Genomic DNA, 26243 nt, shown 5'->3' on the forward strand with positions numbered 1-26243 from the left:
CGTCTCCGCGGGCCCCGACCGTTCGGGCCCGGGGTGATCAGGCCCGCTTCCGCAGGCCCAGGGCGATCAGGACCGCCGCGCCGAGCACGATGGCCGCGTCCAGGGCGATCACCGTGCGCACCCCGTCGTGGAGGCCGGTCCCGGTGGTGGCGAGCACGCCCAGCATCGGGATGCCGACGGTGAGCCCGGCCTGCTGGGTGGTGGTGACCAGGCCGGTCGCCAGGCCCTGCTCCTCGTCCCGGACGCCCGAGGTGACCGTGAGGCCGTACGAGATGATCGCGCCGAGGTGGCACATCGAGGCGAGGGTGACCGCGGCGGTCGCCACGACCACGCCCGTCCGCCCGTCGGCGGCGAGCAGCGCCGCCGTGAAGACGGCCTGTCCGGTGAGCCCGGCGACCAGGGTGCGGCGGGCGCCGAGCCGTCCGACGACCTTCGGCGTGAACGTTCCGGCGAGGACCGAGAAGGCGCCCTGGATCCCGAAGACGACGCCGGTGGCGAAGGCGGACAGGCCCAGCGTCTCCTGGAGGTACAGGGTCAGCACGAAGACGACCGTCGACATCATCGAGAAGGTGACGAGTCCGCCGAGGTTGCCGAAGGCGACCGTCCGCCGGCGCAGCATGGGCAGCGAGACCAGCGGTGCCGGGTGCCGGGACTCGACGACCGCGAAGGCGGCGAGCAGGAGCACTCCGGCGGTCAGGGCGAGGAGCACGTCGGCGCCGCCGAAGCCGCGCTGGGCGGCGGTGGTCAGGGCGTAGATGAGGGCGAGCAGGCCGCCGGTGACGGTGATCGCCCCGGGGACGTCGAGCCGGGGCCGGTCCGGGGTGCGGGACTCGGTGAGGAGCCGGGGCGCGAGCGGCAGCACGAGCAGGGTGAAGACGGCGAGCAGGCCCATGGTGGAGCGCCAGCCGAGGGTCTCGGTGAGGACGCCGCCGAGGACCATGCCGACGGTGAAGCCGAGCGACATCAGGGTGCCGGAGATGCCGAGCGCCCGGTCGCGCAGCGGGCCCTCCGGGAAGGAGGTGGTCAGCAGGGACATGCCGGTGGGCACGATCGCGGCGGCCCCGAGGCCCTGGAGGGCGCGGCCGGCGAGGAAGGAGGCCGGGCCCTGGGCGAGGGTGGCGAGCACCGAGGCGGCGGCGAAGAGGGCGAGGCCGCCGAGGAAGACCCGCTTGCGGCCGTAGAGGTCGCCGATCCGGCCGAAGAGCAGCAGGAAGCCCCCGGAGGGGAGGGCGAAGGCGGTCACGGCCCACTGGAGGGCGGAGCGGTCGAGGCCGAGGTCGGCGCCGAGGACGGGCAGGGCGACGTTGAGGACGGAGAAGTCGAGCGCCACGATGAACTGGGCGGCGCAGAGCACGAAGAGGACGAGCCGGGCGCGGCCGGCGAGCGCGGGGGAGGAGGGGCTGGTGGGGCCGGGGGAGGAGGGGTCGGCGGGGGCCGCCGGGGGAGGGGTCAGGGTTGCCATGTCCCCGACCCTCGCGGTCCGGGAACAACGCCGGGGAGCGGGAACTTATCCTGTTGGTCGCACCACCAGGCGTCCGGGGGAGGAAGCAGACGTGGTCACTGCGGTGGAGGGTGCCGGGGGCAAGGCGCACCGGCTGGCGGAGCTGCGCGAGTTCCTGATGAGCCGGCGGGCCCGGGTGAGTCCCGAGGAGGCCGGTCTCCCGGCGGGCGGCCGGCGGCGCACGCCGGGGCTGCGGCGCGAGGAGGTCGCCGTGCTCGCCGGGGTCGGCGTCAGCTGGTACCAGTGGCTGGAGCAGGGCCGGGACATCACCGTCTCCCCGCAGGTGCTGGACGCGGTGGCCCGGGTGCTGAAGCTGAGCCCGGCCGAGCGGCGCCACCTGTACGTCCTCGCGGGGCTCAACCCGCCGGCCCTCGAACCGGCTCCGGAGGACCGGGACATGTGCGACGGGCTGCGCCGGCTGATCGAGGCGTGGATGCCCTTCCCGGCGCACATCATGGACGTGTACTGGAACACGGTCATGTACAACGAGGCGGCGGCGGCCGTGCTCGGGATGCGTCCGGACGTCACCCGGAACTGCCTCCTCGACTTCTTCACCGACACGCTGTACCGGGAGCGGATGCGGGGCTGGGAGGAGCTGGCGCCGAGCATCGTGGCGCAGTTCCGGTCGGCCTGTTCGGAGTGCCCGGACGACGACGGGTTCCGGGCGGTGGTCGCGCAGGCGCGGGCGGCGAGCCCGGAGTTCGCCGAGCTGTGGGAGCGCCGGGACATCCGGCCGGGCGGCCTGAACCGCAAGGAGATGGACCATCCGGTGGCCGGACGGCTCGTCATGGAGGCCACCCAGCTGCGGGTGCCGGCCCGCCCGGACCTGGTGATCGTGCTGCACACCCCGCTGCCGGAGGCCGGCACGGCGGAGAAGCTGGAGTGGCTGGCCTCGCCGGAGGGCCGGCGGGGGGCGATGTACCCGGTCGCGGGCTGAGGAGGCCCGCCGACCTATGCTCGGTCCATGACACTCAGCAGCGAGCACGGCGACCTCGGCCCCGAGGACCTGAAGATCATCACGCTGGCGCGCAGCGCCCGCGCCCGCAACGGCGTGCCGGAGGGCGCGGCCGTACGGGACGACACCGGCCGCACCTACGTCGCGGGCACGGTGGAGCTGGAGTCGCTGAAGCTGAGCGCCCTGCGGACGGCCGTGGCGATGGCCGTGGCGAGCGGCGCGCAGTCGCTGGAGGCGGCGGCCGTGGTGTCGGCCGTCGAGGCCGTGTCCGACGAGGACCGGGCGGCCGTGCGGGACCTGGGCGGCCCCGGGACGCCGGTGCTGCTGGCGGGGTCGGACGGACAGCTGCGCGCGGCGGTCACGGCGGGCTGAGGAGCGCCCGGAGCGGTGTGGGGGTCCGGCCGGGGCCGGACCCTTGCGCGTTTGTGAAGGATCTCCGCGACTTCTCTTGCCTTCCCGTGCGGTCTGCGTCTCAATAGGCGGCGGACGGTCCGACGGGCCGTCAGATCTCCGTCATTCCACGCAGTGCCCGCACCCCTGCGTCCATCGGGAAGGGGTACGAACCCACCATGAGAAGAAGCAGCTTGGGTGCGGCCGGAGCGGTCGCCGCGGGGCTCGCCGCGGCGTCGCTCGCCTTCGCCCCCACGGCCTCCGCCGCCGTCTCGCCGGGTTCGGCGACGGCCACGTACGACTGCGGGAGCTGGGGCGGCGGCACCGCCACGATCACCATGACCCACTCGGGGACCACGGGCCAGGTCTGGATCACCGCTCCCGTGACCACGCCGATCGCGGTCGGCGCGGACACGATCAGCGCCACGTTCACCCTGGCCAACTCGGCCGGTGCGAACCGGGTCTTCACCGGCAAGAAGAACCCGGCGATCCCGGCCGGCGGCAGCGCGAACCTGGGCCCGCTGACCGCGACCAACGTGGTGGCCGGCGACAAGCTCAACTCGTACTTCGCCGGTGTCGCCCTCAAGCTGGTGATCTTCGGCGTCACGGTGAACTGCGACGCGGTGACCTCGCAGTCCCCGGGACAGTTCGTCATCAGCTGACCCGCCGCACCACTCGTGACCGGTGCCGCCGAGGGCGGCACCGGTCCTCCGCGTGCCCGCCGACGGCCCCGCGGGAGCCCGCGCGCCGCCCGATCCCGTCAACATCTGATGACCCATCAGGCAATGGGGTCCGTCTCTCTTGACTTCTTTCGGCCCCCGGCCGTCAATGGCGCCCTCTCGACCCTCAGGAGGGGGCATTCACATGGCATTCACCCGAACCCGGGCGGTGACCCGAAGACGGCGCTGGACCGCCGTCCTCGGCGCCACCGCCCTCGCGGTCGCGGCGGGCGGCGCGCTCGCCGCCCCGGCGAACGCCGTCGGCTCCGCCCAGTCGGTGGACTTCACCACCCGCTGCATCCCGCCGGCCATCGCGGGCATCCCGCCCATCGAGGGCACCACCACCGCCGTGGTCTCGGTCGACAACAAGGCGCCCAAGGTCGGCGACACGGTCAAGGTGACCTACTCGATCACCAAGCCCGCCGCCTCCAACCCGGTCGACCTCGCGCTCCCGGCGGACATCCTCACCCCGAGCGGCAAGGTCGTCCTCGGCGGCGCGCAGACCGGCACGGTCACCGTCACCGGCCCCAGGAAGAACCCGCCGGTCCCCGGCAAGGGCGCCTTCCCGGGCTTCTCCATGACCGGCAGCTTCACGGTCACCCAGGCCGGGGCGATCACCCTCGCGCCCGGCGACTACAACATCCACACCAGCTACCTCATGGAGCTGGACACCCCCTGCACGGTCCTCAACCCGCCCGCGCCCGTCTCCGAGACGGTCCAGGCCGGCGACCAGTCCGTGCCCAACGAGCGGACCCTCGAACTCGGCGCCACCTCCGGCGCCCCCGGCGTCCGGGTGACCGTCACCGGCGCCAGGTTCACCCCGCTCACCGAGGTCACCGTCGTCGGCCGGGCCGGAGCGGCGGAGAGCGCCGACCGGATGACCGTCACCACCGACAGCGAGGGCGGCTTCACCGCCCGCCTGAAGGTGAACGACAGGGCGACCACCGGGATCGTCGCGTACGAGGGCACCGGCTGGAACGCCGAGAAGGGCGCGGGCCCGATCGCCTACCAGGTCGTCGACGACACCCCGACCCCGCCGAACAGCCAGCGGCTCACCGCCACCGTCAGGGCGGGCGAGCTGTCCATGACCCAGGCCGGTGACGCCGTCGCGCTCTCCGCGGTCGACTTCGGCCAGGGCGGCGCGGCCACCGGAGCGTTGCAGACGGTGACGGTCAAGGACTTCCGCGGCGGCCCCGCGGGCTGGTCCGTGACCGGCAAGGTCACCGACTTCACCGGCCCCGGCGGCGCCATCGGGGCCGACCGGCTCAGCTGGACCCCGGCCTGCGTCGCCAAGGAGGGCAGCCCCAGCGCCTGCACGGCCGGCTCCGCCGGACCGGTCGGCACCGGCGGCGCGACCCTCGCCTCCACCGAGAACGGCACGGTCACCGGCGGCGAGTTCACCCTCGACGCCGGACTGTCCCTGGACGTCCCGGCGTTCACCGCCCCCGGCGGCTACACCGGCGTCCTGACGCTGACCCTGTCCTGACACCGGCCGACGGGCCGGCCGGGCGCACCCCCGGCCGGCCCGTCGGCGCCCCGCGTCCGCTCCTCCCCACCCGCACCCACCCGGGGGTCCGCACCGTGCGTCGCAAGCTGTACGTCCTCCTCCTGAGCGCCGCCCTGCTGCTCCTCGGGGCCGCCCCCGCCGCCCGCGCCGCCGAGAACGAGGAGTGGGCCGTCTACCCGGCCGCCGCCCGCCTCGGCGAACGCCCCTACTTCTTCCTCACCGCCGATCCCGGCACCACCCTCCGCGACAAGGTCACCGTCGCCAACAAGACGACCGCCCCCCTCACCTTCCGGCTCTACGGCGCCGACGCCTACAACACCGAACGCGACGGCGGCTTCGCCCTGCGCACCGCCGGGGAGGAGCAGACCGGCACCGGCGCCTGGATCGTGCCGGAGCGCACCGCGGTCACCGTCCCGCCGCGCTCGGCCGTCACCGTCCCCTTCACCCTCACCGTCCCCGCCGACGCCGACCCCGGCGACCACCCCGGCGCCGTCGTCGCCCTCGACGAGCGGATCGCCCCCGGCGGCGGGGGCGCCGTCGCCCTGGGCGTCCAGCGGGCCGTCGGCGCCCGCGTCTACCTCAAGGTCAACGGCCCGGCCGTGCCCGCCCTCGCCGTCGAGGACGTCACCCTCGACCAGGACCGGCCGCTCGTCCCCGGCACCAGGACCTCCGCCGCCCTCGTCACGTACACCCTCCACAACCGCGGCAACGTCACCCTCAACCCCAAGGTCGTCCTGCGCGCCGAAGGGCTCTTCGGCCGGAGCCTGCTCGACCGCGAGCTCGCCCAGGTGCCGTCCGAGCTGCTGCCCCGGCAGCGGATCCGGCTCACCGAACGGTGGATCGGCTCGCCGCAGCTCGACTGGGGCGAGGTGACCCTCACCGCCACCGCCGGGGACGTCCGGGAGAGCGTCGGCGTGTCCTTCCTCGCCCTGCCCGGGCTGTTCGCCGCGGCGCTCCTCCTCGCCGCCGGGGGCCTCGCGGGGTGGCGGATCCGGCGCCGCCGGGCCCGAGGGGGGCACTGAGTACGTGGGGCGGCCGCTCATCGGGGACAATGGCCCCCATGAGCGTGCGCAGTGATGACACCGATGAGAAGAACACCGCCCCCCACCGGGCGGGCTTCGCCTGCTTCGTCGGGCGCCCCAACGCGGGCAAGTCCACCCTCACCAACGCTCTGGTCGGCCAGAAGGTGGCGATCACCTCCAACCGCCCCCAGACCACCCGGCACACCGTGCGCGGCATCGTGCACCGCCCGGACGCCCAGCTGATCCTGGTCGACACCCCGGGCCTCCACAAGCCGCGCACCCTCCTCGGCGAGCGGCTCAACGACGTCGTCCGCACCACCTGGGCCGAGGTCGACGTGATCGGCTTCTGCCTGCCCGCCGACCAGAAGCTCGGCCCCGGCGACCGCTTCATCGCCAAGGAGCTCGCCGAGATCAAGAAGACGCCCAAGGTCGCCATCGTCACCAAGACCGACCTGGTCGACTCCAAGACCCTCGCCGAGCAGCTGATCGCCATCGACCAGCTCGGCCGGGAGCTCGGCATCGAGTGGGCCGAGATCGTGCCCGTCTCCGCCGTCGGCGACAAGCAGGTCCAGCTCGTCGCCGACCTGCTCATCCCGCTCCTGCCGAAGTCCCCGCCGCTCTACCCGGAGGGCGACCTCACGGACGAGCCGGAGCAGGTCATGGTGGCCGAGCTGATCCGCGAGGCCGCGCTCGAAGGCGTGCGCGACGAGCTGCCGCACTCCATCGCGGTCGTCGTCGAGGAGATGATCCCCCGCGAGGGCCGCCCCGCGGACCGGCCGCTGCTCGACATCCACGCCAACGTGTACATCGAGCGCCCCAGCCAGAAGGGCATCATCATCGGCCCCAAGGGCAGCCGCCTGAAGGAGGTCGGGATGAAGTCCCGCAAGCACATCGAGGCCCTCCTCGGCACCCCGGTCTTCCTCGACCTGCACGTGAAGGTCGCCAAGGACTGGCAGCGGGACCCCAAGCAGCTGCGCCGGCTCGGCTTCTAGCGGTGCTCGACGCGGGGACGGAGCGCTTCGTCGACCACGCGGTCGTCCTGCCGCCCGCCGGACTGGCCGCCGCCTTCGACCGGATGGTCGAGGAGCGCTCCCGGGGCGGCCGGGAGGCGAGCCTGGCGGCGAGGCCGTCGGCGGCGCAGGACTCGGCGCTCGTGCGCCGGGTCCGCGACGGGCTGCTGGCCCGCGCCGACGAGCTGGACGACCACCTCACGGGGCTCCTCTCCGACGCCAAGTCCGCGATCTGCATCGCCGGCCGCGCGGTCCTCAAGCGCGGCCGGCTCACCCCGGAGCAGTACGCCCTCCTGACCGGCCCCTTCACGGACCTGGGCGTCCCCGCCCCGCCGCACCCGGCCGACGCGAGCTAGGCGCCCTCCTTGAGGACCCTCGTCACGAGGGTCCGCTGGTCGTCCGTGAGGTGCGGGTCCGCGCACCGCACGGTCCGGCCGTCGATGGTGATCTCGTACGAGAAGCCGTCCGGGACGCCCCGGACGGCTGCCGCCGCGGCGAGGACGGAGGCGGCCAGGGACTCCCACTCGGGGCCCGTGACCTCCACCTCCGCCGACCGCTCGATGCCCGCGAAACCGCCCGTGCGCCGCACTCGAATCCGCATGGGACGTGTCTACCAGTCCGGCTCAGTCGGTGGGTACGCCCACGGCCGCCCACGCCTTCGTGACGGCCTGGATCTCCGCCGCGTCGCCGTACCGCGCCTTCGCCGCCGCCACGGTGGCCGCCGCGAACTCCGAGAAGCGGGTCTCGGGGGTGAGGGTGCCGCCGGTCATCACGTCGTACCAGATCCGCCCGGCCCGGTCCCAGGCGTGGCCGCCGAGCTCGGTCGCCACCAGGTAGAAGGCGTGGTTGGGGATGCCGGAGTTGATGTGCACCCCGCCGTTGTCCCGGCTCGTGCGGACGTAGTCGTCCATGTGGGCCGGCTGCGGGTCCTTGCCGAGGACGTCGTCGTCGTACGCGGTCCCCGGCGCCTTCATCGAGCGCAGCGCCGTCCCCTCCACGTCCGGGTGGAAGAGGCCCTGGCCGATCAGCCAGTCGGCCTGGTCGGCGGTCTGGCCGAGCGCGTGCTGCTTCACCAGCGAGCCGAAGACGTCGGAGACCGACTCGTTGAGCGCGCCGGACTGGCTGAAGTACTCCAGGTTCGCCGTGTACTGGGTGAAGCCGTGGGCCAGCTCGTGGCCGATGACGTCCACCGGGAGGGTGAAGTCGAGGAAGACCTCGCCGTCGCCGTCGCCGAACACCATCTGCTCGCCGTTCCAGAAGGCGTTGCCGTAGTTCTCGTCGTAGTGGACGGTCGCGATGAGCGGCAGCCCCGCGCCGTCCATCGAGTCGCGCCCGAAGGCGTCCCGGAAGAGCGCGAAGGTGGCGCCGAGGCCCGCGTAGGCGCGGTTGACGGTGGCGTCGGGCGTCGCCTCCTCGCCCTCGTCGCGGACCTTCGCGCCGGGCAGGGCGGTGCGGTGCCCGGCGTCGTGGATCGTGCGGCGCGGGGCGGCGGGACCGGCGGGCGCGCCGACCGGGGCGGCGGCCGCACGCGGCAGGACCCGGGCGGTGCGGGCCGAGGCGTCGGCGATCAGGGTGCGGCGGGCGGCCGCCGCGACGGAGGGGTTGTCCGAGGCCGCCAGGTGCTCCAGGAGGTGGGGCGGCACGATCGTGCAGAAGGGGGAGGTCATACCCGGCAATGTGGCACTGTGCGACGGCGGTGTCACGAGAAGTGACGGGGATTGGCGAAATGGAGTGATGGGTCACCTTTGGGTCTTGACGACACGGCCGTCCCGCATACTGGAACAGGACGTCCGCCTTCCCCGGGCCTGGGCTATGGTGACGCACATCATGCGTTTCGGGCTGCTTCTCCTTAGCTGCCGCGGCGAGGGCCTGTAGTCGTAGGCCGACCCCCTCCCCGCGGGTTTCGGTGTTGCGTTCGACAGTCGGCCGTCCCCCCTGAGGACCCGAGGAGCCCTACGCCATGTCCCAGTCCCCGTTCGTCAGCCGGCCCACGCCGATCACCAACGCGACGCACACGCAGAAGCCGTCCGGGATGCCGATCCACAAGTACGGCCGCTACGAGGCCGTCGAGATCCCCGACCGCACCTGGCCCGAGCGGCGCATCACCAAGGCGCCCCGCTGGCTGTCCACCGATCTGCGGGACGGCAACCAGGCCCTGATCGACCCGATGTCCCCGGCCCGCAAGCGCGAGATGTTCGACCTGCTGGTACGCCTGGGCTACAAGGAGATCGAGGTCGGCTTCCCGTCCTCGGGCGAGACCGACTTCGCCTTCGTCCGCTCCATCATCGAAGAGGGCGCGATCCCGGAGGACGTCACCATCTCCGTGCTGACCCAGGCCCGCGAGGACCTGATCGAGCGGACCGTGGAGTCCCTGGTCGGCGCCCACCGCGCCACCGTCCACCTGTACAACGCCACCGCGCCGACCTTCCGCCGGGTGGTCTTCCGCGGCTCCAAGGACGACATCAAGCAGATCGCCGTCGACGGCACCCGCCTGGTGATGGAGTACGCCGAGAAGCTGCTGGGCCCGGAGACCACCTTCGGCTACCAGTACAGCCCGGAGATCTTCACCGACACCGAGCTGGACTTCGCCCTGGAGGTCTGCGAGGCCGTCTGCGACGTGTGGCAGCCCGGCCCCGGCCGCGAGATCATCCTCAACCTGCCCGCCACCGTGGAGCGTTCGACGCCCTCCACGCACGCGGACCGCTTCGAGTGGATGTCCCGCAACCTGACCCGCCGCGAGCACGTCTGCCTGTCCGTCCACCCGCACAACGACCGCGGCACCGCCGTCGCCGCCGCCGAACTGGCCATCATGGCCGGCGCCGACCGCATCGAGGGCTGCCTGTTCGGCCAGGGCGAGCGCACCGGCAACGTCGACCTGGTCACCCTGGGCATGAACCTGTTCAGCCAGGGCGTGGACCCGCAGATCGACTTCTCGCAGATCGACGAGATCCGCCGCACCAGCGAGTACTGCAACCAGATGGAGGTCCACCCGCGCCACCCCTACGCGGGCGACCTGGTCTACACCGCCTTCTCCGGCTCCCACCAGGACGCCATCAAGAAGGGCTTCGACGCCATGGAGGCCGACGCGGCCGCGAAGGGCGTCACCGTCGACGACATCGAGTGGGCCGTCCCGTACCTGCCGATCGACCCGAAGGACGTCGGCCGCTCCTACGAGGCCGTCATCCGGGTCAACTCGCAGTCCGGCAAGGGCGGCATCGCCTACGTCCTGAAGAACGACCACAAGCTGGACCTGCCCCGCCGGATGCAGATCGAGTTCTCCCGGATCATCCAGGCCAAGACCGACGCCGAGGGCGGCGAGGTCACCCCGGCCGCGATCTGGTCCGTCTTCCAGGACGAGTACCTGCCCAACCCGGACAACGCCTGGGGCCGCATCCAGCTGCGCTCCGGCCAGTCCACCTCGGACACCGACGGCACCGACACCCTGCGCGTGGAGGCGGTCGTCGACGGCGTCGACACCGTCCTGACCGGCTCCGGAAACGGTCCGATCTCCGCCTTCTTCGACGCCCTCCAGTCGGTCGGCGTGGACGCCCGCCTGCTGGACTACCAGGAGCACACCATGAGCGAGGGCGCCTCCGCGCAGGCCGCCTCGTACATCGAGTGCGCCATCGACGGGCGCGTGCTGTGGGGCATCGGCATCGACGCCAACACCACCCGCGCCTCCCTGAAGGCGGTCATCTCGGCGGTCAACCGCTCCGCGCGCTGACCTCACGCTCCGTGCGGTGCCCCGCCCCCTCCGTGAGGGGGCGGGGCGCCGTGTTTTGTGAGGTGCGTCACAGTTTCAGGTTCGCTTAAGGAGGATCATGTAGACATGCCGGAATCGGCGCGATATCAGGTGAGTTGACGGCACATCAAGGTGTGACGGATGGTACAGACCACTCCCCACGGGACCCTCCCCACCCTTCCTCCCCGCACTCCCTGACCTGGAGTTTCGCATGCGCACGTCCGCTGCCGTGGCCACCGTCCTCGCGGTGACCGGAGCCGCCCTCGCCTGGGCCCCCGCCGCTTCCGCCGCCTCCACCGAGTGCGTGCCGAACCCGCTCGGCACGGCCGGGCTGTACGCGGAGTTCGTGGAGCGGGACTCCGTGCGCCACTCGGACTCCGAGGGCGCGGTCGCCGTCGGCGGCGACGCCACCTTCGGCGACCCGAAGGCCCCCTCCGGCTTCTCCGTCGGCTACCAGCTCACCTCCGGCGACCTCGCGAAGCTCCCCGGCGGCCACAGCCTCGTCGTCGGCGGCACCCTCTCCGCCAACCAGGTCGTCATCACCAAGGGCACCGGCGTGGCCTGGAAGGTCGTGAACGCCTCCGGCGGCAAGAACTTCGGCGTCGACGGACCGATCGCCGAGGGCGCCTCCCCGGTCGACTTCGGCAAGGAGTTCACCACCCTGCGGACCCTCTCGGCCGGCTGGGCCGGCGAGAAGCCCAACGGCTCGGTCTCCGCCTCCGGCGACGGCGTCTTCCTCACCGGCACCGACAGCGAGCTCAACGTCTTCGCCGTGGACGCCGCCGACCTCCAGAAGGCCCGCGCCATCACCCTGGACGTGCCGGTCGGCGCCTCCACCCTGGTCAACGTCCTCGGCGCCACGTACGACATGAGCGCCAACGCCACCTACGGCGTCTACTACAAGAACGTCTCCGGCGGCGCGGCCGTCATCGACGACTACAACGTGCCGGACGCCTACCGCACGATCCGCTCCAAGCTGCTGTGGAACTTCCCCCAGGCCACCACGGTCAAGAAGAACTACACCTCCTGGCCCGGCACGATCCTCGCCCCCGGCGCCACCGTCCACATGGGCGGCCCCGGCGTCGGCCCCGGCCACGTCAACGGCGCCGTCATCGCCCGGAACCTCGTCACCGTCCCCGGTGCCGAGACCCACCAGATGACCTTCGCCGGCTGCCTGCCGAAGGAGACGACCCCCGGCCCGGTCGTCACCCCCGAGACCCCCGAGCCGACCGACACCCCCGTCCCCACCCCGCCGGCCACCACCGCCCCGCCGGCCACCCCGACCCCCACGCCCACCGGGGGCACCCCGGAGACCACCGCGCCCGCGCCCTCCGGGACGCCCTCCGCGAGCTCCTCCGGCTCCCCCTCGGCCACCCCCGCCGAGACCACCTCCCCGGCCGGCACCCCGGAGACGACGGACGCGGCTCCCAGCCCCTCCGCGACCACCCCGGAGGGTGATCTCGCGACGACCGGATCGGCCGTCGGACCGGGCGTCATCGGGGCGGCCGTCGCCGCCGTCCTCGTCGGCGGAGGCTTCCTGGCCTTCGCGAAGCGCCGCCGCCGGGCCTGAAACCCCGGTGTCACGTCTCGGCCATCTCCGGTGCGAAGTGGTGACGAGGTGCTGACGCCACATCATGGATGTGGCTAACATCACGCCCACGCACCGGCAGTGCAGCCGGGCCGTCGAGGAGGTGCGCGTGCGTTCTGCCCGGAAGACGCGTGGTGGGAAGCTGGCCGTCTGCGGCATCCGCACCTCCTGGAACACCATCGGCGACGGCGAGTTCTTCTGCGAGGAGTGCGGCGGGGACCGCAACTACCGACGGCGCACCGGCCGCCGCCGGTTCGCCGTCCTCGGCGTCCCCCTCCTGCCACGGGGCTGTACCGGCCCCGTGGTGGAGTGCGCCGCCTGCCACACCCACTTCGGCACCGAGGTGCTGGAGCGGCCCACCACCGGCCGTTTCTCGGCGATGCTGAGGGACGCCGTCCACACCGTCGCCCTCGCCGTCCTCGCGGCCGGCGGCACCGCCTCCCGCGAGGTCCTGGACCGGGCCGTGCGCGCCGTCCGGTCCGCCGGGTACGCCGACTGCACGGCCGTCCAGCTCGTCGACCTGGTGGAGGCCCTGGAGGCCGACACCGGCCGGTTCATGCCCGAGATCAACCCCGAGGGCGCCCTCCTGGCCATCGAGATCCACGAGGCCGTCGCCCCGCTCACCCCGCACCTGGAGCCCGCCGGGCGGGAGGCGCTGCTGCTCCAGGCGGCCCGGATCGCCCTCGCCGACGGCGGGTACAGCCCGGCCGAGCAGGAGGTCCTGGGCACCGTCGGGACGGCGCTCGGCCTCCGGCCGGAGGACGTCCTGCGGCTGCTGGCCTCCGCCCGTACGGTCTCCTGACGCCGGGCCCGGAAGACGTGACGGAGGGGGGCACCCGCCGGGTGCCCCCCTCCGTCACGACCGGGTGCGGCGTCAGCCGATCGCGCCGCTGGCGCGGAGCATGTCCTCGCGCTCGACGATCTTCACGCGCTCGCGGCCCTGCGGCTCGCCCAGCGCCTTCTCGGCGGCGTCCAGGGCGTACCAGCCGTCCCACGTGGTGTAGGTGAGGCCCTTCTCCTCCAGGAAGGAGACGACCGCGTCGGGCTCCGGGCTCGCCGGCGTGAGGAGGCGGCCCTCGGCGAAGTCCTCCAGGAGGTTCGCGACGGTCTCGTTGGCGTCGCCCTTGGTGTGGCCGATGAGGCCGACCGGGCCGCGGCGGATCCAGCCGGTGACGTAGGTGGAGGCCATGTGCTCCTCGCCCTCCATCACCCGGCCGCCCCGGTCGGGGACGGTGCCGCTGACGGCGTCCCAGGGCAGCTTGGGCAGTTCGTCGGAGAGGTAGCCCACCGCGCGGTAGACGGACCGGACGTCCCAGTCGGTGGTGACGCCGGTGCCCTTCACGTTGCCGGTGCCGTCGAGCTCGGTGCGCTCGGTGCGCAGGCCGACGACCTCGCCGTTCTCGCCGAGGATCTCGACGGGGGACTCGAAGAAGTGCAGGAAGAGCTTGTGCGGGCGGTCGCCGACGTCGCGGATCGCCCAGTTCTCCAGGGTCTTGGCGACCATGTCGGTCTGCTTGTTCTTGCGCCGCTCGGCGATCGAGCCCTCGTCGTAGTCGATGTCCTCGGGGTTGACGATGACCTCGATGTTCGGGGAGTGGTCCAGCTCGCGCAGCTCCATGGGGCTGAACTTGGCCTGGGCCGGGCCGCGGCGGCCGAAGACGTGGATCTCCACGGCCTTGTTGGCCTTCAGGCCCTCGTGGACGTTGGCCGGGATCTCGGTCGGCAGCAGCTCCTCGGCGGTCTTGGCGAGGATGCGGGCGACGTCGAGGGCGACGTTGCCGACGCCGAGGACGGCGACCTTCTCGGCCGACAGGTCCCAGGTGCGCGGGACGTCCGGGTGGCCGTCGTACCAGGAGGCGAAGTCGGCGGCGCCGAAGGAGCCCTTCAGGCCGACGCCGGGGATCTGGAGCTCGCGGTCGAACATGGCGCCGGTCGAGAAGACCACCGCGTCGTAGAAGGAGCGCAGGTCGTCGAGGTGGACGTCGGTGCCGTAGTTCACGTTGCCGAAGAGGCGGACCTGCGGCTTGTCGAGGACCTGGTGGAGGGCGGTGATGATGCCCTTGATCCGCGGGTGGTCGGGGGCGACGCCGTAGCGGATCAGGCCGAAGGGGGCCGGCATCCGCTCGAAGATGTCGATGGACACGCCCGGCCCGGAGGCGGTGTCGGACTTCAGCAGCGCGTCGGCGGCGTAGATGCCGGCGGGGCCGGCGCCGACGATCGCGACCCGGAGGGGGCGGGGCATGACTGGGTTCCCTTCGCATACGACGTGCGGCGAGGCCGCCGACACTTAGGCCACCCTAAATAACCCGGGGGGCGAAGTGGTACCCGACCCCGGCCTATGCCCTCATAAGGCGAACTTATGACTTCCCCAAGCGATGCTAGTGGTTCGAGGTGAGCGTGCGCCGGGGGAGCGGGGGCGGGGGGAAGAGGAAGGGGCGGAGGCGGAGGCGGGGGCGGGGGCGGGGGCGGCTCAGCCCCGCGCCGCCGCGAGGACCAGCGCGCCCGCCGCCGCCACGGAGCCGGCCGCCATCACGCAGCCCAGGAGCGTCACGAGCCCGCCCATGACGCGCCCGTACGGGGTGTCCGGCTGGATCGCCCGCTCCGGGGCCCGGGGATCGTAGGCGAGCTCGATCGCGTCCGGGCCCGAGGTCGCCGTGTAGGTGTGGCCGGCGCCGGTGGCGTCCGTGTAGCGGTACACCTTCCGGTCGTTCGTGTAGTGGCTGAACTCGCCGACGACCGTGATCCCGTGCCGGGGCAGGCGCCACTGCCGGTACGCCTCCCGGCCCGCCGAGCGCACGAGGAGGACGCCGGTCGCGGCGAAGGCGGCCGCCATCCAGAAGACGACCGCGTACTCGCCCCGGGGGCCGTTCAGGGCGATGAACACGTCCAGGGCGACGAGCACCGCGACCACGGCGACCGCGACGGGCTTCCAGCGGGCGCGGCGGGGTCCCGGGGCCCCGGGCGTGCTGGTCGTGACGAGCTCGGCGCCGTCGGGGGCCGGGACCTCGGGCAGGGCGGCCGTCACGGCGTCCGCGAAGGCGAGCGCGCCGGCCTCGCTGACCCCGGCCACCCGGTAGATCGTCGGCTCGTTCGCGCCCGAGGCCGTGAGGACGATCGCGACGGACCGCCCCTCGGCGTGGACGAACGAGATCGCCGCCAGCGGTATGTGGTGTTCCTTGTCCGGCCGGTGCAGGGTGACCGGCCCGCCCGCGAAGCGGAGAACCGATTCTCCACCGCGCAGGACCAGAGAGGGGGTGGCCGTCATCGTCCGCGTTCCTCCGCCGCCGGTCGGTGCGTCCCGGGGCGTCTGCGGGCGACAGGAAGACGCTCCCGGGCCGATCGTAGGGGCACCGGACCGCCCCGCACCATGCCCGGTCCCGGCGACCGCCCGGACGGCCCCTCCCGTGCGCCCCCTCCGCACGCCCCGGCGTACGCCGGGAACAAAAGCGGGGACGCCCCGGAAATGCCCCCGCCGGCCCTCCGGGCGGCCGTTCGGGAATCCCCCGGATCTCCGGGATTTCCCCGTTCCCACCGTCGACCCGACGGCCCCGAATCGAATTATCCGCTCGAACATCCCGGCCCGGACCGCACCCGGAAGACCACCGAACTCCCCTGGTGGGCGCGCCGATTCCACGGCGCACGGGTCACCCGGAGCGGGGAGACCGGAAATGGATTCAGAAAGGCATACGTTGGTGAAGGAAGACAGCAGAGAGCAACGACAACGGGGAATTCCGTACGACGGCCCCGGCCCGGCGCACCGGGACCCGCCGTCGGGAAGGAGGGCCGGCCATGGCACTACGGATCGGGGCGTACGTCGTGGAGATCCGCACCGGGCGGGTCGCGCGGGTCATGGGACACGACGGCCCCTACGTTCAGGTCCGCCCCCTCGGCGGCGGACGCGCGTGGGACGTCACCCCCGAGGGCCTCCGCGAGGCCACCTCCGCCGAGCGCCTCAGCGCCGCCACCGCCCACGCCAACGCCCGCAGCCGCGGCGAAGTCCCCTGAGCCCCGCCACCCGCGCCCGGGAGCCTCCCCGGGTGCGGGAGAATGGGGCCATGAGTCTGTTCCGCGACGACGGCATCGTGCTGCGCACCCAGAAGCTGGGTGAGGCGGACCGCATCATCACGCTCCTCACCCGCGGCCACGGCCGGGTGCGGGCCGTCGCCCGCGGGGTGCGCCGCACCAAGTCCAAGTTCGGGGCGCGGCTCGAACCCTTCTCCCACGTGGACGTGCAGTTCTTCGCGCGCGGGAGCGAGCTGATCGGCCGCGGACTGCCGCTCTGCACCCAGAGCGAGACCATCGCCCCGTACGGCGGCGGCATCGTCACCGACTACGCCCGCTACACCGCCGGCACCGCGATGCTGGAGACCGCCGAGCGCTTCACCGACCACGAGGGCGAGCCCGCCGTCCAGCAGTACCTGCTGCTCGTCGGCGGCCTGCGGACCCTCGCCCGCGGCGAGCACGCCCCCCATCTGATCCTCGACGCCTTCCTCCTGCGCTCCCTCGCCGTGAACGGCTACGCGCCCAGCTTCGACGACTGCGCCAAGTGCGGACTCCCCGGCCCCAACCGCTTCTTCTCGGTCGCGGCGGGCGGCGTCATATGCGGCGACTGCCGGGTGCCCGGAAGCGTCGTACCCTCGGCGGAGGCCATCGGCCTGCTCAGCGCGCTGCTCACCGGCGACTGGGCGACGGCGGACGCGTGCGAGCCGCGTCACGTCAGAGAGGGCAGCGGACTCGTGTCCGCCTATCTGCACTGGCACCTGGAGCGCGGCCTGCGCTCCCTGCGTTACGTAGAGAACAGCTAGGAGACACCAGCCATGGCCATCGCACGACTGCTCGGACGCCAGCGCCGGGAGTACGCGACCCCCGAGCCGCACCCGTCCGGCGCCCGCCCGCCCAAGCTCCAGAGCGAGCTGGTGCCGGAGCACGTCGCGATCGTCATGGACGGCAACGGCCGCTGGGCCAAGGAGCGCGGACTGCCCCGCACCGAGGGCCACAAGGTCGGCGCCGAGCAGGTCCTCGACGTCCTCCAGGGCGCGATCGAGATGGGCGTGGGCTCGATCTCGCTGTACGCCTTCTCCACCGAGAACTGGAAGCGCTCCCCCGAGGAGGTGCGCTTCCTCATGAACTTCAACCGCGACTTCATCCGCAAGTCCCGCGACCAGCTCGACTCCCTCGGCGTCCGCGTCCGCTGGGTGGGCCGCATGCCCAAGCTGTGGAAGTCCGTGGCCAAGGAGCTCCAGATCGCCCAGGAGCAGACCAAGGACAACACGAAGCTCACGCTGTACTTCTGCATGAACTACGGCGGCCGCGCCGAGCTCACCGACGCCGCGCAGGCGCTCGCCGAGGACGTCAGGGCGGGCCGGCTCGACCCCGCGAAGATCACCGAGAAGACCATCCAGAAGTACCTCTACTACCCGGACATGCCGGACGTGGACCTCTTCCTGCGGCCCAGCGGCGAGCAGCGCACCTCCAACTACCTGATCTGGCAGAGCGCGTACGCCGAGATGGTCTTCCAGGACGTGCTGTGGCCCGACTTCGACCGCCGCGACCTGTGGCGCGCCTGCGTCGAGTACGCCCAGCGCGACCGCCGCTTCGGCGGCGTCGACCCGGCCGACCTCGCCGTCCTCGACAAGGCCTGAGACCGGGGGAGGGCCCACCGGGGGGTGGCGCTACGATCCGGCGGGTGAACGGGACAACGGACGACCCCACGCTCCACGACCGGATCGAACTCGCCTACCTCCCCGCCCTCGCCGACGTGCGCGAGGCGGTGCGCGTCACCCTGGACGCCGCCCGCTGGTGGCGGGCGCTGCGCCTGCTCGCGTACGGCGCCGCGGCCCTCGCCCTCCTGGTCGCAGCCCTGGAGCTGCTGCTCCCGGGCGAGCCGGACCCGGGGACCGTGGCCGGGATGGCGGGGCTCGGCGCGGCCGCCGTCGCCGCGGTCCACCTGATGGGGTGGGCCGTCGCCCGGGCGTTCTTCCTCTCCGTCCGCGCGCAGGGCGAGGCCCGGGCCGTCGTCGACGCCGAGGGCGGCCGGTGGGCCGCCCGGGACACCGAGCAGGTCATCCGCTGGGCGATGCTGCCCCGGTACGCGGAGACCGACCGGCTCTTCGTCCTGCTCACGCCCCGGAAGACCGGCTCCGGCTTCGCCTACCTGCCCAAGCACGGCCTCGCCGACCCGGCCGACGCCGACCGGCTGCGCGCCCTGCTCGACCGGCACAGCAACCGGATCTGACGGCATGCGCGAGGGCCCGTTCCGGACGGTCGTCCGGAACGGGCCCTCACGTATGTCAGGTCTCAGCTCACTTCGCCGCGCACTCCGCGCAGGTCCCGAAGATCTCGACCGTGTGCGCGACGTTCACGAAGCCGTGCTCCGCCGCGACCGCCTCGGCCCACTGCTCCACCATCGGCCCCTCGACCTCGACGGCCTTGCCGCAGGCGCGGCAGACGAGGTGGTGGTGGTGGTCGTCGGACGAACAGCGGCGGTAGACCGTCTCGCCCTCGCTGGTGCGCAGCGCGTCCACCTCGCCCGCGTCCGCCAGCGACTGGAGGGTGCGGTAGACGGTGGTCAGGCCGACGGAGTCGCCGCGGTGCTTGAGCATGTCGTGCAGCTCCTGCGCGCTGCGGAACTCGTCCACTTCGCTCAGCGCCGCCGACACGGCGGCCCGCTGCCGGGTGGAGCGGCCGCGTACGGGGGGTCCTGCCGTTGCCACGGGGGCCTCCTTTGTATCCGTTGCCCCCGTCATTCTGCCAGTACCCCCCCGGGCCGGGTCAGACCCTGACGTCGTCCGCGGGCCCGCGGGCCGGCGGGACCGGGGTGTCGCAGCCCTCCACGGCGGCGGCCTCGGCGGCCCGGGCGCGGCGCCGGGCCAGCGGGGCGGCCAGCAGTGTCATCAGGACGAAGACGCCGATCGCGTACAGGACGATCGTCGAGCCGGGCGGGACGTCCACGTAGTACGTGGTGACGGTGCCGGCCAGGGTGACGGCGACGCCCGTCGCCACGGCGAGCACGAAGGTCGCCCGGAAGGACTTCGACAGCTGCTGGGCGGCCGCCACCGGGACCACCATCAGCGCGCTGACGAGCAGCAGGCCGACGACCCGCATGGCGACGGTGACGGTGACGGCGGCGGTGACCGCGATCAGCAGGTTGAGCAGCCGCACCGGCAGGCCGGTGACGCGGGCGAACTCCTCGTCCTGGCTGACGGCGAAGAGCTGCCGGCGCAGTCCGACGGTCACCAGGACCACGAAGGCCGCCAGGACCGAGATCGCGGTGACGTCCTCGGGCGAGACGGTGGACAGCGAACCGAAGAGGTACGAGGTGAGGTTGGCGTTGGAGCCGGTCGGCGCGAGGTTGATGAGCAGCACGCCGCCGGCCATGCCGCCGTAGAAGAGCAGGGCGAGCGCGAGGTCGCCCCGGGTCTTGCCGTACGCCCTGATCAGCTCCATCGCCACGGAACCGGCGACGGCGACGAGGGTCGCCATCCAGACCGGGCTGGAGTTGAGCAGGAAGCCGAGGCCCACGCCGGTCATCGCCACGTGCCCGATGCCGTCGCCCATCAGGGCCTGGCGGCGCTGGACGAGGTAGATGCCGACGGCGGGGGCGGTGATGCCGACGAGGACGGCCGCGAGGAGCGCCCGCTGCATGAAGGCAGGTTCGAGGAAGTCCATGGTCAGGTCAGCAGTCCCGTGCGGAGCGGCTCTCCGGCCGCGTGGGGGTGGACGTGGTCGTGGCCGGGCAGGGCGTGCTGGCCGAGGGCCTCGGGCGGCGGCCCGTCGTGGACGACGCAGCCGTCGCGGAGGACGACCGCGCGGTCGATGAGCGGCTCCAGCGGGCCGAGTTCGTGGAGGACGAGGAGGACGGAGGTGCCGCCGGCGACCTGTGCGCGCAGGGTCGAGGCGAGGACCTCCTGGCTGGCGAGGTCCACGCCGGCCATCGGCTCGTCCATGATCAGGAGTTCGGGTTCGGAGGCGAGCGCGCGGGCGATGAGGACCCGCTGGTGCTGGCCGCCGGAGAGCGCGGCGACGGAGTCCCCGGCGCGGTCGGCGAGCCCGACGAGGTCGACGGCCCGCTCGACGGCCGCCTTGTCGGCCCGGGTGGCCCAGCCGAACCTCCGGCGGGAGAGCCGGCCGGAGGAGACGACCTCGCGGATGGTGGCGGGGACGCCGGAGGCGGCGGTGGTGCGCTGCGGGACGTAGCCGACGCGGGCCCAGTCGCGGAACCGCTTCCGCTCGGTGCCGAACAGCTCGATGGTGCCGCCGGTCAGCGGCACCTGGCCGATGACCGCGCGGACGGTGGTGGACTTGCCGGAGCCGTTGGCGCCGAGCAGGGCGACGACCTCGCCGCGGCCGACGTCGAGGTCGACGCCGCGCAGGACGGGGCGGGCGCCGAGGGCGGCGGTGGCGCCGCGGACGGAGAGGACGGGGTCGTCGCGCACGGGGGTCTCCTACTTGGCGCCGAGGGCGGTCTTGAGGGCGGCGAGGTTGGATCGCATGACCTCGACGTAGTCGGCGCCCCGGGACTTGTCGGTGATTCCCTCCAGCGGGTCGAGCACGTCGGTCCTCAGACCGGTGTCGGCGGCGAGGGTCTTCGCGGTCTTGTCGCTGGCGAGGGTCTCGAAGAAGACGGTGGAGACCTTGTCGGCCTTCGCGATGTCCTGGAGCTGCTTGATGCGGGCGGGGCTCGGCTCGGACTCGGGGTCGACGCCGGAGATGCCCTCCTGCTCCAGGTGGTAGCGCTCGGCGAGGTGGCCGAAGGCGGAGTGGGTGGTGATGAAGGTGCGGGTGGCGGTGTTCTTCAGGCCCGTCTCGAACTCGGTGTCCAGGGCGCCGAGCTTCTTCACCAGGGCGGCGGTGTTCGCCTTGTAGTCGGGGGCGTGGTCCGGGTCGGCCTTCGCGAAGGCGGCGCCGACGCCCTCGGCGACCTCGGCGTACTTCACGGGGTCGAGCCAGACGTGCGGGTCGGTGCCGGACCCGGAGCCGTGGTCGTGGCCCTCGTGGGACTCGCCGCCCTCTTCGGCGTGGTCGTGGCCCTCGCCGGCTTCGGCGCCGTGGCCCTCGACGGAGGTGAGGCCGGCGGCGTCGACGGTGTGCTCGACGCCGGCCTGGGCGATGGCGTCGTCGACGGCGGGCTGGATGCCCTTGAGGTAGAGGAGGACGTCGGCGTCGGCGAGCTCGCCGATCTGCCGCGGCTTGAGCTCCAGGTCGTGGGGTTCGACGCCGGGCGCGGTGAGGGTCCGGACGGCCACGTGGCCGCCGCCTATCTGCTCGGCCAGGTACTGCATGGGGTAGAAGGACGCGACGACGTCCAGCTTGCCGTCGCTCCCCTTGTCCGCCGCGTCGGAGGTTCCGCCGCAGGCGGAGAGGGTCAGGAGGCCGAGGGCGACGGCTCCGGTGACGGCGGTGGTGGGTATCAGACGGCGTACGTTCATGACACTCATTTTCAACAAAACTGGAAACGGTTGTCAATTGCCTCCGGCCGGTCCGGGCCGTGACCCCGGCCACCCGGGGCCGGGGCCCCACCGATTTGATACCGGGCCCATGGGCGCCGGTAACCTGTGGCATTCGCACTTCGTCGTCGTAATGAAGAGAGCACCGTGGCCGCCGACAAGATCGACACCATCGTCAGCCTGAGCAAGCGCCGTGGCTTCGTTTTCCCTTGCAGTGAGATCTACGGCGGTCAGCGAGCCGCCTGGGACTACGGACACCTGGGCGTCGAGCTCAAGGAGAACATCAAGCGCCAGTGGTGGCGTTACATGGTCACCTCGCGCGAGGACGTCGTCGGCATCGACTCGTCGGTCATCCTGGCGACCGAGGTCTGGGAGGCCTCCGGTCACGTCGCGACCTTCACCGACCCGCTGACCGAGTGCACCTCCTGCCACAAGCGCTTCCGCGCGGACCACCTGGAGGAGGCGTACGAGGAGAAGCACGGCCGCCTCCCCGAGAACGGCCTCGCCGACCTGAACTGCCCCAACTGCGGCAACAAGGGCACCTTCACCGAGCCGAAGAACTTCTCCGGCCTGCTCTCCACCCACCTCGGCCCGACCCAGGACTCCGGCTCCGTCGCCTACCTGCGTCCCGAGACCGCCCAGGGCATCTTCACCAACTTCGCCCAGGTGCAGACCACCGCGCGCAGGAAGCCCCCGTTCGGCATCGCGCAGATGGGCAAGTCCTTCCGGAACGAGATCACTCCGGGCAACTTCATCTTCCGGACCCGCGAGTTCGAGCAGATGGAGATGGAGTTCTTCGTCAAGCCGGGCGAGGACGAGGAGTGGCAGGAGTACTGGATGCAGCAGCGCTGGAACTGGTACACCAACCTCGGCCTGCGCGAGGAGAACATGCGCTGGTTCGAGCACCCGCAGGAGAAGCTCTCCCACTACTCGAAGCGCACCGCCGACATCGAGTACCGCTTCTCCTTCGGCGGCAGCGAGTGGGGCGAGCTGGAGGGCGTCGCCAACCGCACCGACTACGACCTGACCGCCCACTCCAAGGCGTCCGGCGCCAACCTGACGTACCTGGACCAGGAGTCCGGCGAGCGCTACACGCCGTACGTCATCGAGCCCGCCGCCGGTGTCGGCCGCACCATGCTCGCCTTCATGCTCGACGCGTACACCGAGGACGAGGCCCCCAACGCCAAGGGCGTCATGGAGAAGCGCGTCGTGATGCGCCTCGACCACCGCCTGGCCCCGGTCAAGGCCGCCGTCCTGCCGCTCTCGCGCAACGCGCAGCTCTCGCCGAAGGCCAAGGGCCTCGCGGCGGACCTGCGGCAGAACTGGAACATCGACTTCGACGACGCCGGCGCCATCGGCCGCCGCTACCGCCGTCAGGACGAGATCGGCACCCCGTACTGCATCACCGTCGACTTCGACACCCTCGAGGACAACGCGGTGACCGTGCGCGAGCGCGACACCATGAAGCAGGAGCGCGTCTCCCTGGACCAGATCCAGGGCTACCTCGCCACCCGCCTCATCGGCTGCTGAACCGCCCGGCCGCACACGGGAGAGCCCCCGGTCCGAGACACCTCTCGGACCGGGGGCTCTCCCGTGCGCACGGGGCTCAGGCCGTCGTCGCCCCGGCCGCCTCCGCCGCCGCGGCCTGCGCCTCGGCCTGCCGCCGCTCGCCCTCGGCCGCCCGGCGCCTGCCGAACCAGGCCGTCCAGAGGCCGAGCGCGCCGAGCACGCCGTAGATCATCACCGGGCTGACCACGACCATGGTGCCGGTCGGCAGGACGTACGCCAGCGCGATCCGCGCCAGTGCCTCCGCCACGTACGCCACGCCCCACACCAGCGTCATCGTGCGCATGGTGGAGCGGAAGCCCTCCCACTGCCACAGGCCGTTCCACCACGCGGTGGACTCCGGGGTGCCGTCGGTGGCGAACTTCCGCCCGAAGTAGAACATCAGCGGGCGCGGCGCCAGCAGGGTGGCGAGGCAGAGCAGCCCGAACAGGCCGGTCACCCCGGAGTCCTTCACCAGCAGCGCGCGGGCGGTGTGGGCGCCGATCAGCGAGACGAGGGCGGTGATCACCAGGAAGACCAGCGTGACGACCGCGAACTCGTCGAGCTTCCGCCGCCAGGCCACCATGATCGCGCTGTCCAGCACCGGCCAGGCGCTGCTGAGCAGCAGCGCGGAGAACTCGGACCAGCCGTGGTGCTCCGTCAGCCTGTTGTACGTGACGATCGGCGCCACCACGTTGAGCCCGACGGTCAGGATCCAGCCGAGGGCGGACGCCTTTCCCGAGCGGGCCGGCGGGCCGGGCGGCCGGGTGGTCTCGGACATGGTCTCCCCCTGCGAACGGTGTGCGGTGGGCGGGACGCTAGCCAGGCACAGGGCAGGGAAGGGGAAATTCCAGGCCAAATGATCTTCAAGGCGGGGTGCGGGGGCCCGGCCGGGCGGGGAGGGGGGGCGTGGCCGGGCGGGTGAGGGGCGCGGAAAACCGGATGCACCGCCCCGAACCGTCCCGCTACCGTGCGGGCATGCACGCACACCTCCCGATCTACGAGTGAGAGCGGCGCCGCTCCGGCGGACCGACGACCACCGCACACCTCACCGAAGGGGAGCCCCCCCATGGCCAAGGGCCGTAACAACCTCCTCGGCGTCGGCGGACAGCGCAAGAAGCTGTCCCGCGCCGAACAGAACGGCGCCCGGCAGGGCCGCGCCGCCGACCGCCTCTCCGCGGAGGACCGCAAGCAGGACCTCCTGAAGAAGATGCGCGAGCGCAACCAGGGCGCCGAGGCGTCCGAGGAGTAGGACCGGGGCGAGGGGCCCGGACCGCACACGCGGTCCGGGCCCCTTTCCGTTCCCGCCCGCGGGGGTCAGCCCGTGCCGCGGGGGAGGCGGAGGGCGGCGAGGGCGGTGAGGAGGGTCAGGGCGAGCTGGACGAGGAGGGTGGTGGCCAGGGCCTCGTCCAGGGGGCCGGAGGCCGCGAGGGAGAGGAAGAGGGAGCCGAGGGTGGCGACGCCGAGGGCCAGGGCGGCCTGCTGGGTCGTGACCAGGACGCCGCTGCCGACGCCCGCGCGCTCCGGGGGGACCTCGGCGAGGACCACGCGGAAGAGGACGGGGAGCTGGAGGCCCTGGCCGAGGCCGGCGACCGTCATGCCGGGGGCCAGGGTCCAGGGGGAGAGGTCCGGCCAGGAGCGCAGCACCGGCCACAGGAGGAGGGCGAGGCCCGCGGCCTGGAGGAGGGCGCCCGCGGGGACGACCCGGGTGCCCCAGCGGGCCACCAGGCGGGGACCGGCGAGCGAGGCCGCGAAGAAGGCCAGCGCCATCGGCGCGAGCGCCGCGCCCGACGCCACCGGGCCCAGCTCCAGGCCCTGCTGGAGCGCCACCGCGATCACCAGGATGAAGCCGCCGAAGCCGCCCGACAGGGGGAGGACGAGGGCGAGGCCCCGGCGGAGGGGGACCAGGCGCAGGAGCGACGGGGGGACCAGCGGGGTGCCGCCCCGCCGCTCGGTGCGCCGCTCCGTGCGCCAGAACGCCGCCGCCAGGACCGGGAACGCCGCGAGCGCGGCCCAGGTCCACAGGGGCCAGTGCGCCGCCCGGCCCTCCGTCAGGGGCAGCAGCAGCGAGACCAGGGCGAGGGCCAGCAGCACCGTGCCCCGGACGTCCAGCGGCGCCGGGGCCGCCGCCCGCGTCTCCGGGACGGTGCGCAGGGCGAGCGGCAGGACCAGCAGGACCACCGGTACGTTCACGAGGAAGGCCGCGCGCCAGCCGAGGCCCGCCACGTCCGCCGCGACCAGCAGGCCGCCCAGCACCTGGCCCGAGACGAACGCGAGCCCGGTGGTCGCCCCGTACAGGCTCAGCGCCCTCGCCCGGCGGGCCCCTGTCGTCGAGGAGTGAAGGGTCGCGAGGACCTGCGGCAGCAGGAGCGCCGCAGCGGCACCCTGTGCCACCCGGGCCCCGACCAGGCTCCAGGCGCCCGGCGCGGTCCCGCAGAGCAGGGAGGTCGCGCCGAAGGCCACCAGGCCCGCCAGGAAGAGCCGGCGCCGGCCGAAGAGGTCGCCGAGCCGCCCGCCGAGCACCAGCAGCACCGCGTACGCCAGGCCGTACCCGGCGACGACCAGTTCGAGGAGGGACTCGCCCGCGCCGAGGTCGCGGCCGACCGAGGGCAGGGCGACGTTGACGACGAAGAAGTCGACGAGGGGCAGCGCGGCCCCCAGGAGGAGGGTGAACAGGCCCGGGGCGCCGAGGGACGGCGCCGGGGCGGTGCGGGAGGGAGGCCGGATCGTCGTGGTCACGTCCCCGACGATCCGCCCGTCCCCGGCCTGGTACCAGAGCCTCCTCATCCTGGTACCGGAACTGCCTGGCACCGGGCTC

The 26243-nt window shown here is 72.9% G+C and carries 27 protein-coding genes; 16 read left to right on the forward strand and 11 right to left on the reverse strand.

What is annotated here, in order from left to right; genetic code table 11:
* Positions 1 to 37: 37 nt before the first annotated feature.
* A complete protein-coding gene (locus tag IE326_RS17950; RefSeq protein ID WP_190042023.1) occupies positions 38 to 1462 on the reverse strand; it encodes an MFS transporter in 1425 nt (474 codons plus the stop codon).
* A gap of 157 nt (positions 1463 to 1619) precedes the next feature.
* Here IE326_RS17950 and IE326_RS17955 point away from each other — a divergent pair, with 157 nt between their 5' ends.
* The 7 genes from IE326_RS17955 to IE326_RS17985 all read left to right on the forward strand — a co-directional run bounded on the left by IE326_RS17955 (position 1620) and on the right by IE326_RS17985 (position 7460).
* Entirely contained in the window at positions 1620 to 2438 is an 819-nt protein-coding gene (locus tag IE326_RS17955) for a helix-turn-helix transcriptional regulator (RefSeq protein ID WP_373310237.1), read from the forward strand.
* Positions 2439 to 2465: 27 nt separating this feature from the next.
* Positions 2466 to 2828 carry a cytidine deaminase-like protein gene (locus IE326_RS17960; protein ID WP_190042024.1) on the forward strand — a complete coding sequence of 121 codons (363 nt, stop codon included), beginning with the start codon at positions 2466 to 2468 and terminating at the stop codon, positions 2826 to 2828.
* A gap of 197 nt (positions 2829 to 3025) precedes the next feature.
* Positions 3026 to 3508 (forward strand): hypothetical protein, encoded by a 483-nt coding sequence (locus tag IE326_RS17965; protein ID WP_150228125.1) that lies wholly within the window; start codon positions 3026 to 3028, stop codon positions 3506 to 3508.
* A gap of 202 nt (positions 3509 to 3710) precedes the next feature.
* A complete protein-coding gene (locus IE326_RS17970) occupies positions 3711 to 5051 on the forward strand; it encodes a beta-xylosidase (RefSeq protein WP_150228124.1) in 1341 nt (446 codons plus the stop codon).
* 95 nt (positions 5052 to 5146) lie between these two features.
* Positions 5147 to 6094 (forward strand): WxL protein peptidoglycan domain-containing protein, encoded by a 948-nt coding sequence (locus tag IE326_RS17975; RefSeq protein ID WP_190042025.1) that lies wholly within the window; start codon positions 5147 to 5149, stop codon positions 6092 to 6094.
* 29 nt (positions 6095 to 6123) lie between these two features.
* On the forward strand, positions 6124 to 7086 hold the full coding sequence (gene era / locus IE326_RS17980) for a GTPase Era (protein WP_051804878.1): 963 nt from the start codon (positions 6124 to 6126) through the stop codon (positions 7084 to 7086).
* Positions 7087 to 7088: 2 nt separating this feature from the next.
* A complete protein-coding gene (locus IE326_RS17985) occupies positions 7089 to 7460 on the forward strand; it encodes a hypothetical protein (protein WP_150228122.1) in 372 nt (123 codons plus the stop codon).
* Here the strand turns inward: IE326_RS17985 and IE326_RS17990 are convergent.
* Together IE326_RS17990 and IE326_RS17995 are read right to left on the reverse strand one after the other, a co-directional pair.
* Positions 7457 to 7705 (reverse strand): protealysin inhibitor emfourin, encoded by a 249-nt coding sequence (locus IE326_RS17990; protein ID WP_150228121.1) that lies wholly within the window; start codon positions 7703 to 7705, stop codon positions 7457 to 7459. The two genes, IE326_RS17985 and IE326_RS17990, sit on opposite strands and share 4 nt — an antisense overlap.
* Positions 7706 to 7727: 22 nt before the next feature.
* Positions 7728 to 8771: a M4 family metallopeptidase gene (locus IE326_RS17995; RefSeq protein ID WP_190042026.1), complete on the reverse strand. Its 1044-nt coding sequence runs from the start codon at positions 8769 to 8771 to the stop codon at positions 7728 to 7730.
* A 293-nt stretch (positions 8772 to 9064) separates the two neighbouring features.
* On the opposite strand from IE326_RS17995, the gene leuA reads away from it, so the two are divergent.
* From leuA to IE326_RS18010, 3 genes are all read left to right on the forward strand, one after another.
* Positions 9065 to 10828, forward strand: coding sequence for a 2-isopropylmalate synthase (gene leuA, locus IE326_RS18000; protein ID WP_150228119.1), 1764 nt, complete (start codon positions 9065 to 9067; stop codon positions 10826 to 10828).
* 229 nt (positions 10829 to 11057) lie between these two features.
* Positions 11058 to 12416: a choice-of-anchor A family protein gene (locus IE326_RS18005; protein WP_190042027.1), complete on the forward strand. Its 1359-nt coding sequence runs from the start codon at positions 11058 to 11060 to the stop codon at positions 12414 to 12416.
* A gap of 127 nt (positions 12417 to 12543) precedes the next feature.
* Positions 12544 to 13236: a TerB family tellurite resistance protein gene (locus tag IE326_RS18010; RefSeq protein WP_229915387.1), complete on the forward strand. Its 693-nt coding sequence runs from the start codon at positions 12544 to 12546 to the stop codon at positions 13234 to 13236.
* A 72-nt stretch (positions 13237 to 13308) separates the two neighbouring features.
* On the opposite strand, the gene IE326_RS18015 is transcribed toward IE326_RS18010, so the two are convergent.
* Both IE326_RS18015 and IE326_RS18020 read right to left on the reverse strand, forming a co-directional pair.
* Positions 13309 to 14676: an FAD-dependent oxidoreductase gene (locus IE326_RS18015; RefSeq protein WP_150228116.1), complete on the reverse strand. Its 1368-nt coding sequence runs from the start codon at positions 14674 to 14676 to the stop codon at positions 13309 to 13311.
* 228 nt (positions 14677 to 14904) lie between these two features.
* Positions 14905 to 15699 (reverse strand): DUF3592 domain-containing protein, encoded by a 795-nt coding sequence (locus tag IE326_RS18020; protein WP_150228115.1) that lies wholly within the window; start codon positions 15697 to 15699, stop codon positions 14905 to 14907.
* 524 nt (positions 15700 to 16223) lie between these two features.
* Here IE326_RS18020 and IE326_RS18025 point away from each other — a divergent pair.
* Genes IE326_RS18025 through IE326_RS18040 form a run of 4 tightly spaced genes read left to right on the forward strand, consistent with a single transcriptional unit; the run spans position 16224 to position 18669 of the window.
* The gene (locus tag IE326_RS18025; protein ID WP_150228114.1) at positions 16224 to 16439 is read left to right on the forward strand and encodes a hypothetical protein; all 216 of its coding nucleotides are present in this window, start codon (positions 16224 to 16226) and stop codon (positions 16437 to 16439) included.
* A 50-nt stretch (positions 16440 to 16489) separates the two neighbouring features.
* Positions 16490 to 17239: a DNA repair protein RecO gene (recO, locus tag IE326_RS18030; protein ID WP_150228113.1), complete on the forward strand. Its 750-nt coding sequence runs from the start codon at positions 16490 to 16492 to the stop codon at positions 17237 to 17239.
* A gap of 12 nt (positions 17240 to 17251) precedes the next feature.
* Positions 17252 to 18076 carry an isoprenyl transferase gene (locus tag IE326_RS18035; protein ID WP_150228112.1) on the forward strand — a complete coding sequence of 275 codons (825 nt, stop codon included), beginning with the start codon at positions 17252 to 17254 and terminating at the stop codon, positions 18074 to 18076.
* A 44-nt stretch (positions 18077 to 18120) separates the two neighbouring features.
* The gene (locus IE326_RS18040; RefSeq protein WP_190042028.1) at positions 18121 to 18669 is read left to right on the forward strand and encodes a YcxB family protein; all 549 of its coding nucleotides are present in this window, start codon (positions 18121 to 18123) and stop codon (positions 18667 to 18669) included.
* Positions 18670 to 18736: 67 nt separating this feature from the next.
* Here IE326_RS18040 and IE326_RS18045 read toward each other — a convergent pair whose 3' ends face one another.
* The 4 genes from IE326_RS18045 to IE326_RS18060 are packed head-to-tail and all read right to left on the reverse strand — an operon-like array spanning position 18737 to position 21862.
* Positions 18737 to 19147: a Fur family transcriptional regulator gene (locus IE326_RS18045; protein ID WP_030761773.1), complete on the reverse strand. Its 411-nt coding sequence runs from the start codon at positions 19145 to 19147 to the stop codon at positions 18737 to 18739.
* 58 nt (positions 19148 to 19205) lie between these two features.
* The gene (locus IE326_RS18050; protein WP_150228110.1) at positions 19206 to 20102 is read right to left on the reverse strand and encodes a metal ABC transporter permease; all 897 of its coding nucleotides are present in this window, start codon (positions 20100 to 20102) and stop codon (positions 19206 to 19208) included.
* A gap of 2 nt (positions 20103 to 20104) precedes the next feature.
* Positions 20105 to 20869 (reverse strand): metal ABC transporter ATP-binding protein, encoded by a 765-nt coding sequence (locus tag IE326_RS18055; RefSeq protein WP_150228109.1) that lies wholly within the window; start codon positions 20867 to 20869, stop codon positions 20105 to 20107.
* A gap of 9 nt (positions 20870 to 20878) precedes the next feature.
* The gene (locus tag IE326_RS18060) at positions 20879 to 21862 is read right to left on the reverse strand and encodes a metal ABC transporter substrate-binding protein (protein WP_190042029.1); all 984 of its coding nucleotides are present in this window, start codon (positions 21860 to 21862) and stop codon (positions 20879 to 20881) included.
* 165 nt (positions 21863 to 22027) lie between these two features.
* On the opposite strand from IE326_RS18060, the gene IE326_RS18065 reads away from it, so the two are divergent.
* Positions 22028 to 23410, forward strand: coding sequence for a glycine--tRNA ligase (locus IE326_RS18065; RefSeq protein WP_150228107.1), 1383 nt, complete (start codon positions 22028 to 22030; stop codon positions 23408 to 23410).
* Positions 23411 to 23486: 76 nt separating this feature from the next.
* On the opposite strand, the gene IE326_RS18070 is transcribed toward IE326_RS18065, so the two are convergent.
* Positions 23487 to 24206 (reverse strand): VC0807 family protein, encoded by a 720-nt coding sequence (locus IE326_RS18070; protein ID WP_190042030.1) that lies wholly within the window; start codon positions 24204 to 24206, stop codon positions 23487 to 23489.
* Between the two features lie 288 nt (positions 24207 to 24494).
* On the opposite strand from IE326_RS18070, the gene IE326_RS18075 reads away from it, so the two are divergent.
* Entirely contained in the window at positions 24495 to 24677 is a 183-nt protein-coding gene (locus IE326_RS18075; protein WP_190042031.1) for a DUF6243 family protein, read from the forward strand.
* A 65-nt stretch (positions 24678 to 24742) separates the two neighbouring features.
* Here the strand turns inward: IE326_RS18075 and IE326_RS18080 are convergent, their stop codons facing one another.
* Complete coding sequence (locus tag IE326_RS18080; protein ID WP_190042032.1) at positions 24743 to 26212, reverse strand: MFS transporter; 1470 nt, start codon at positions 26210 to 26212, stop codon at positions 24743 to 24745.
* Positions 26213 to 26243 lie beyond the last annotated feature (31 nt).

This window comes from Streptomyces filamentosus (assembly GCF_014654895.1).
GTDB lineage: Bacteria > Actinomycetota > Actinomycetes > Streptomycetales > Streptomycetaceae > Streptomyces > Streptomyces filamentosus.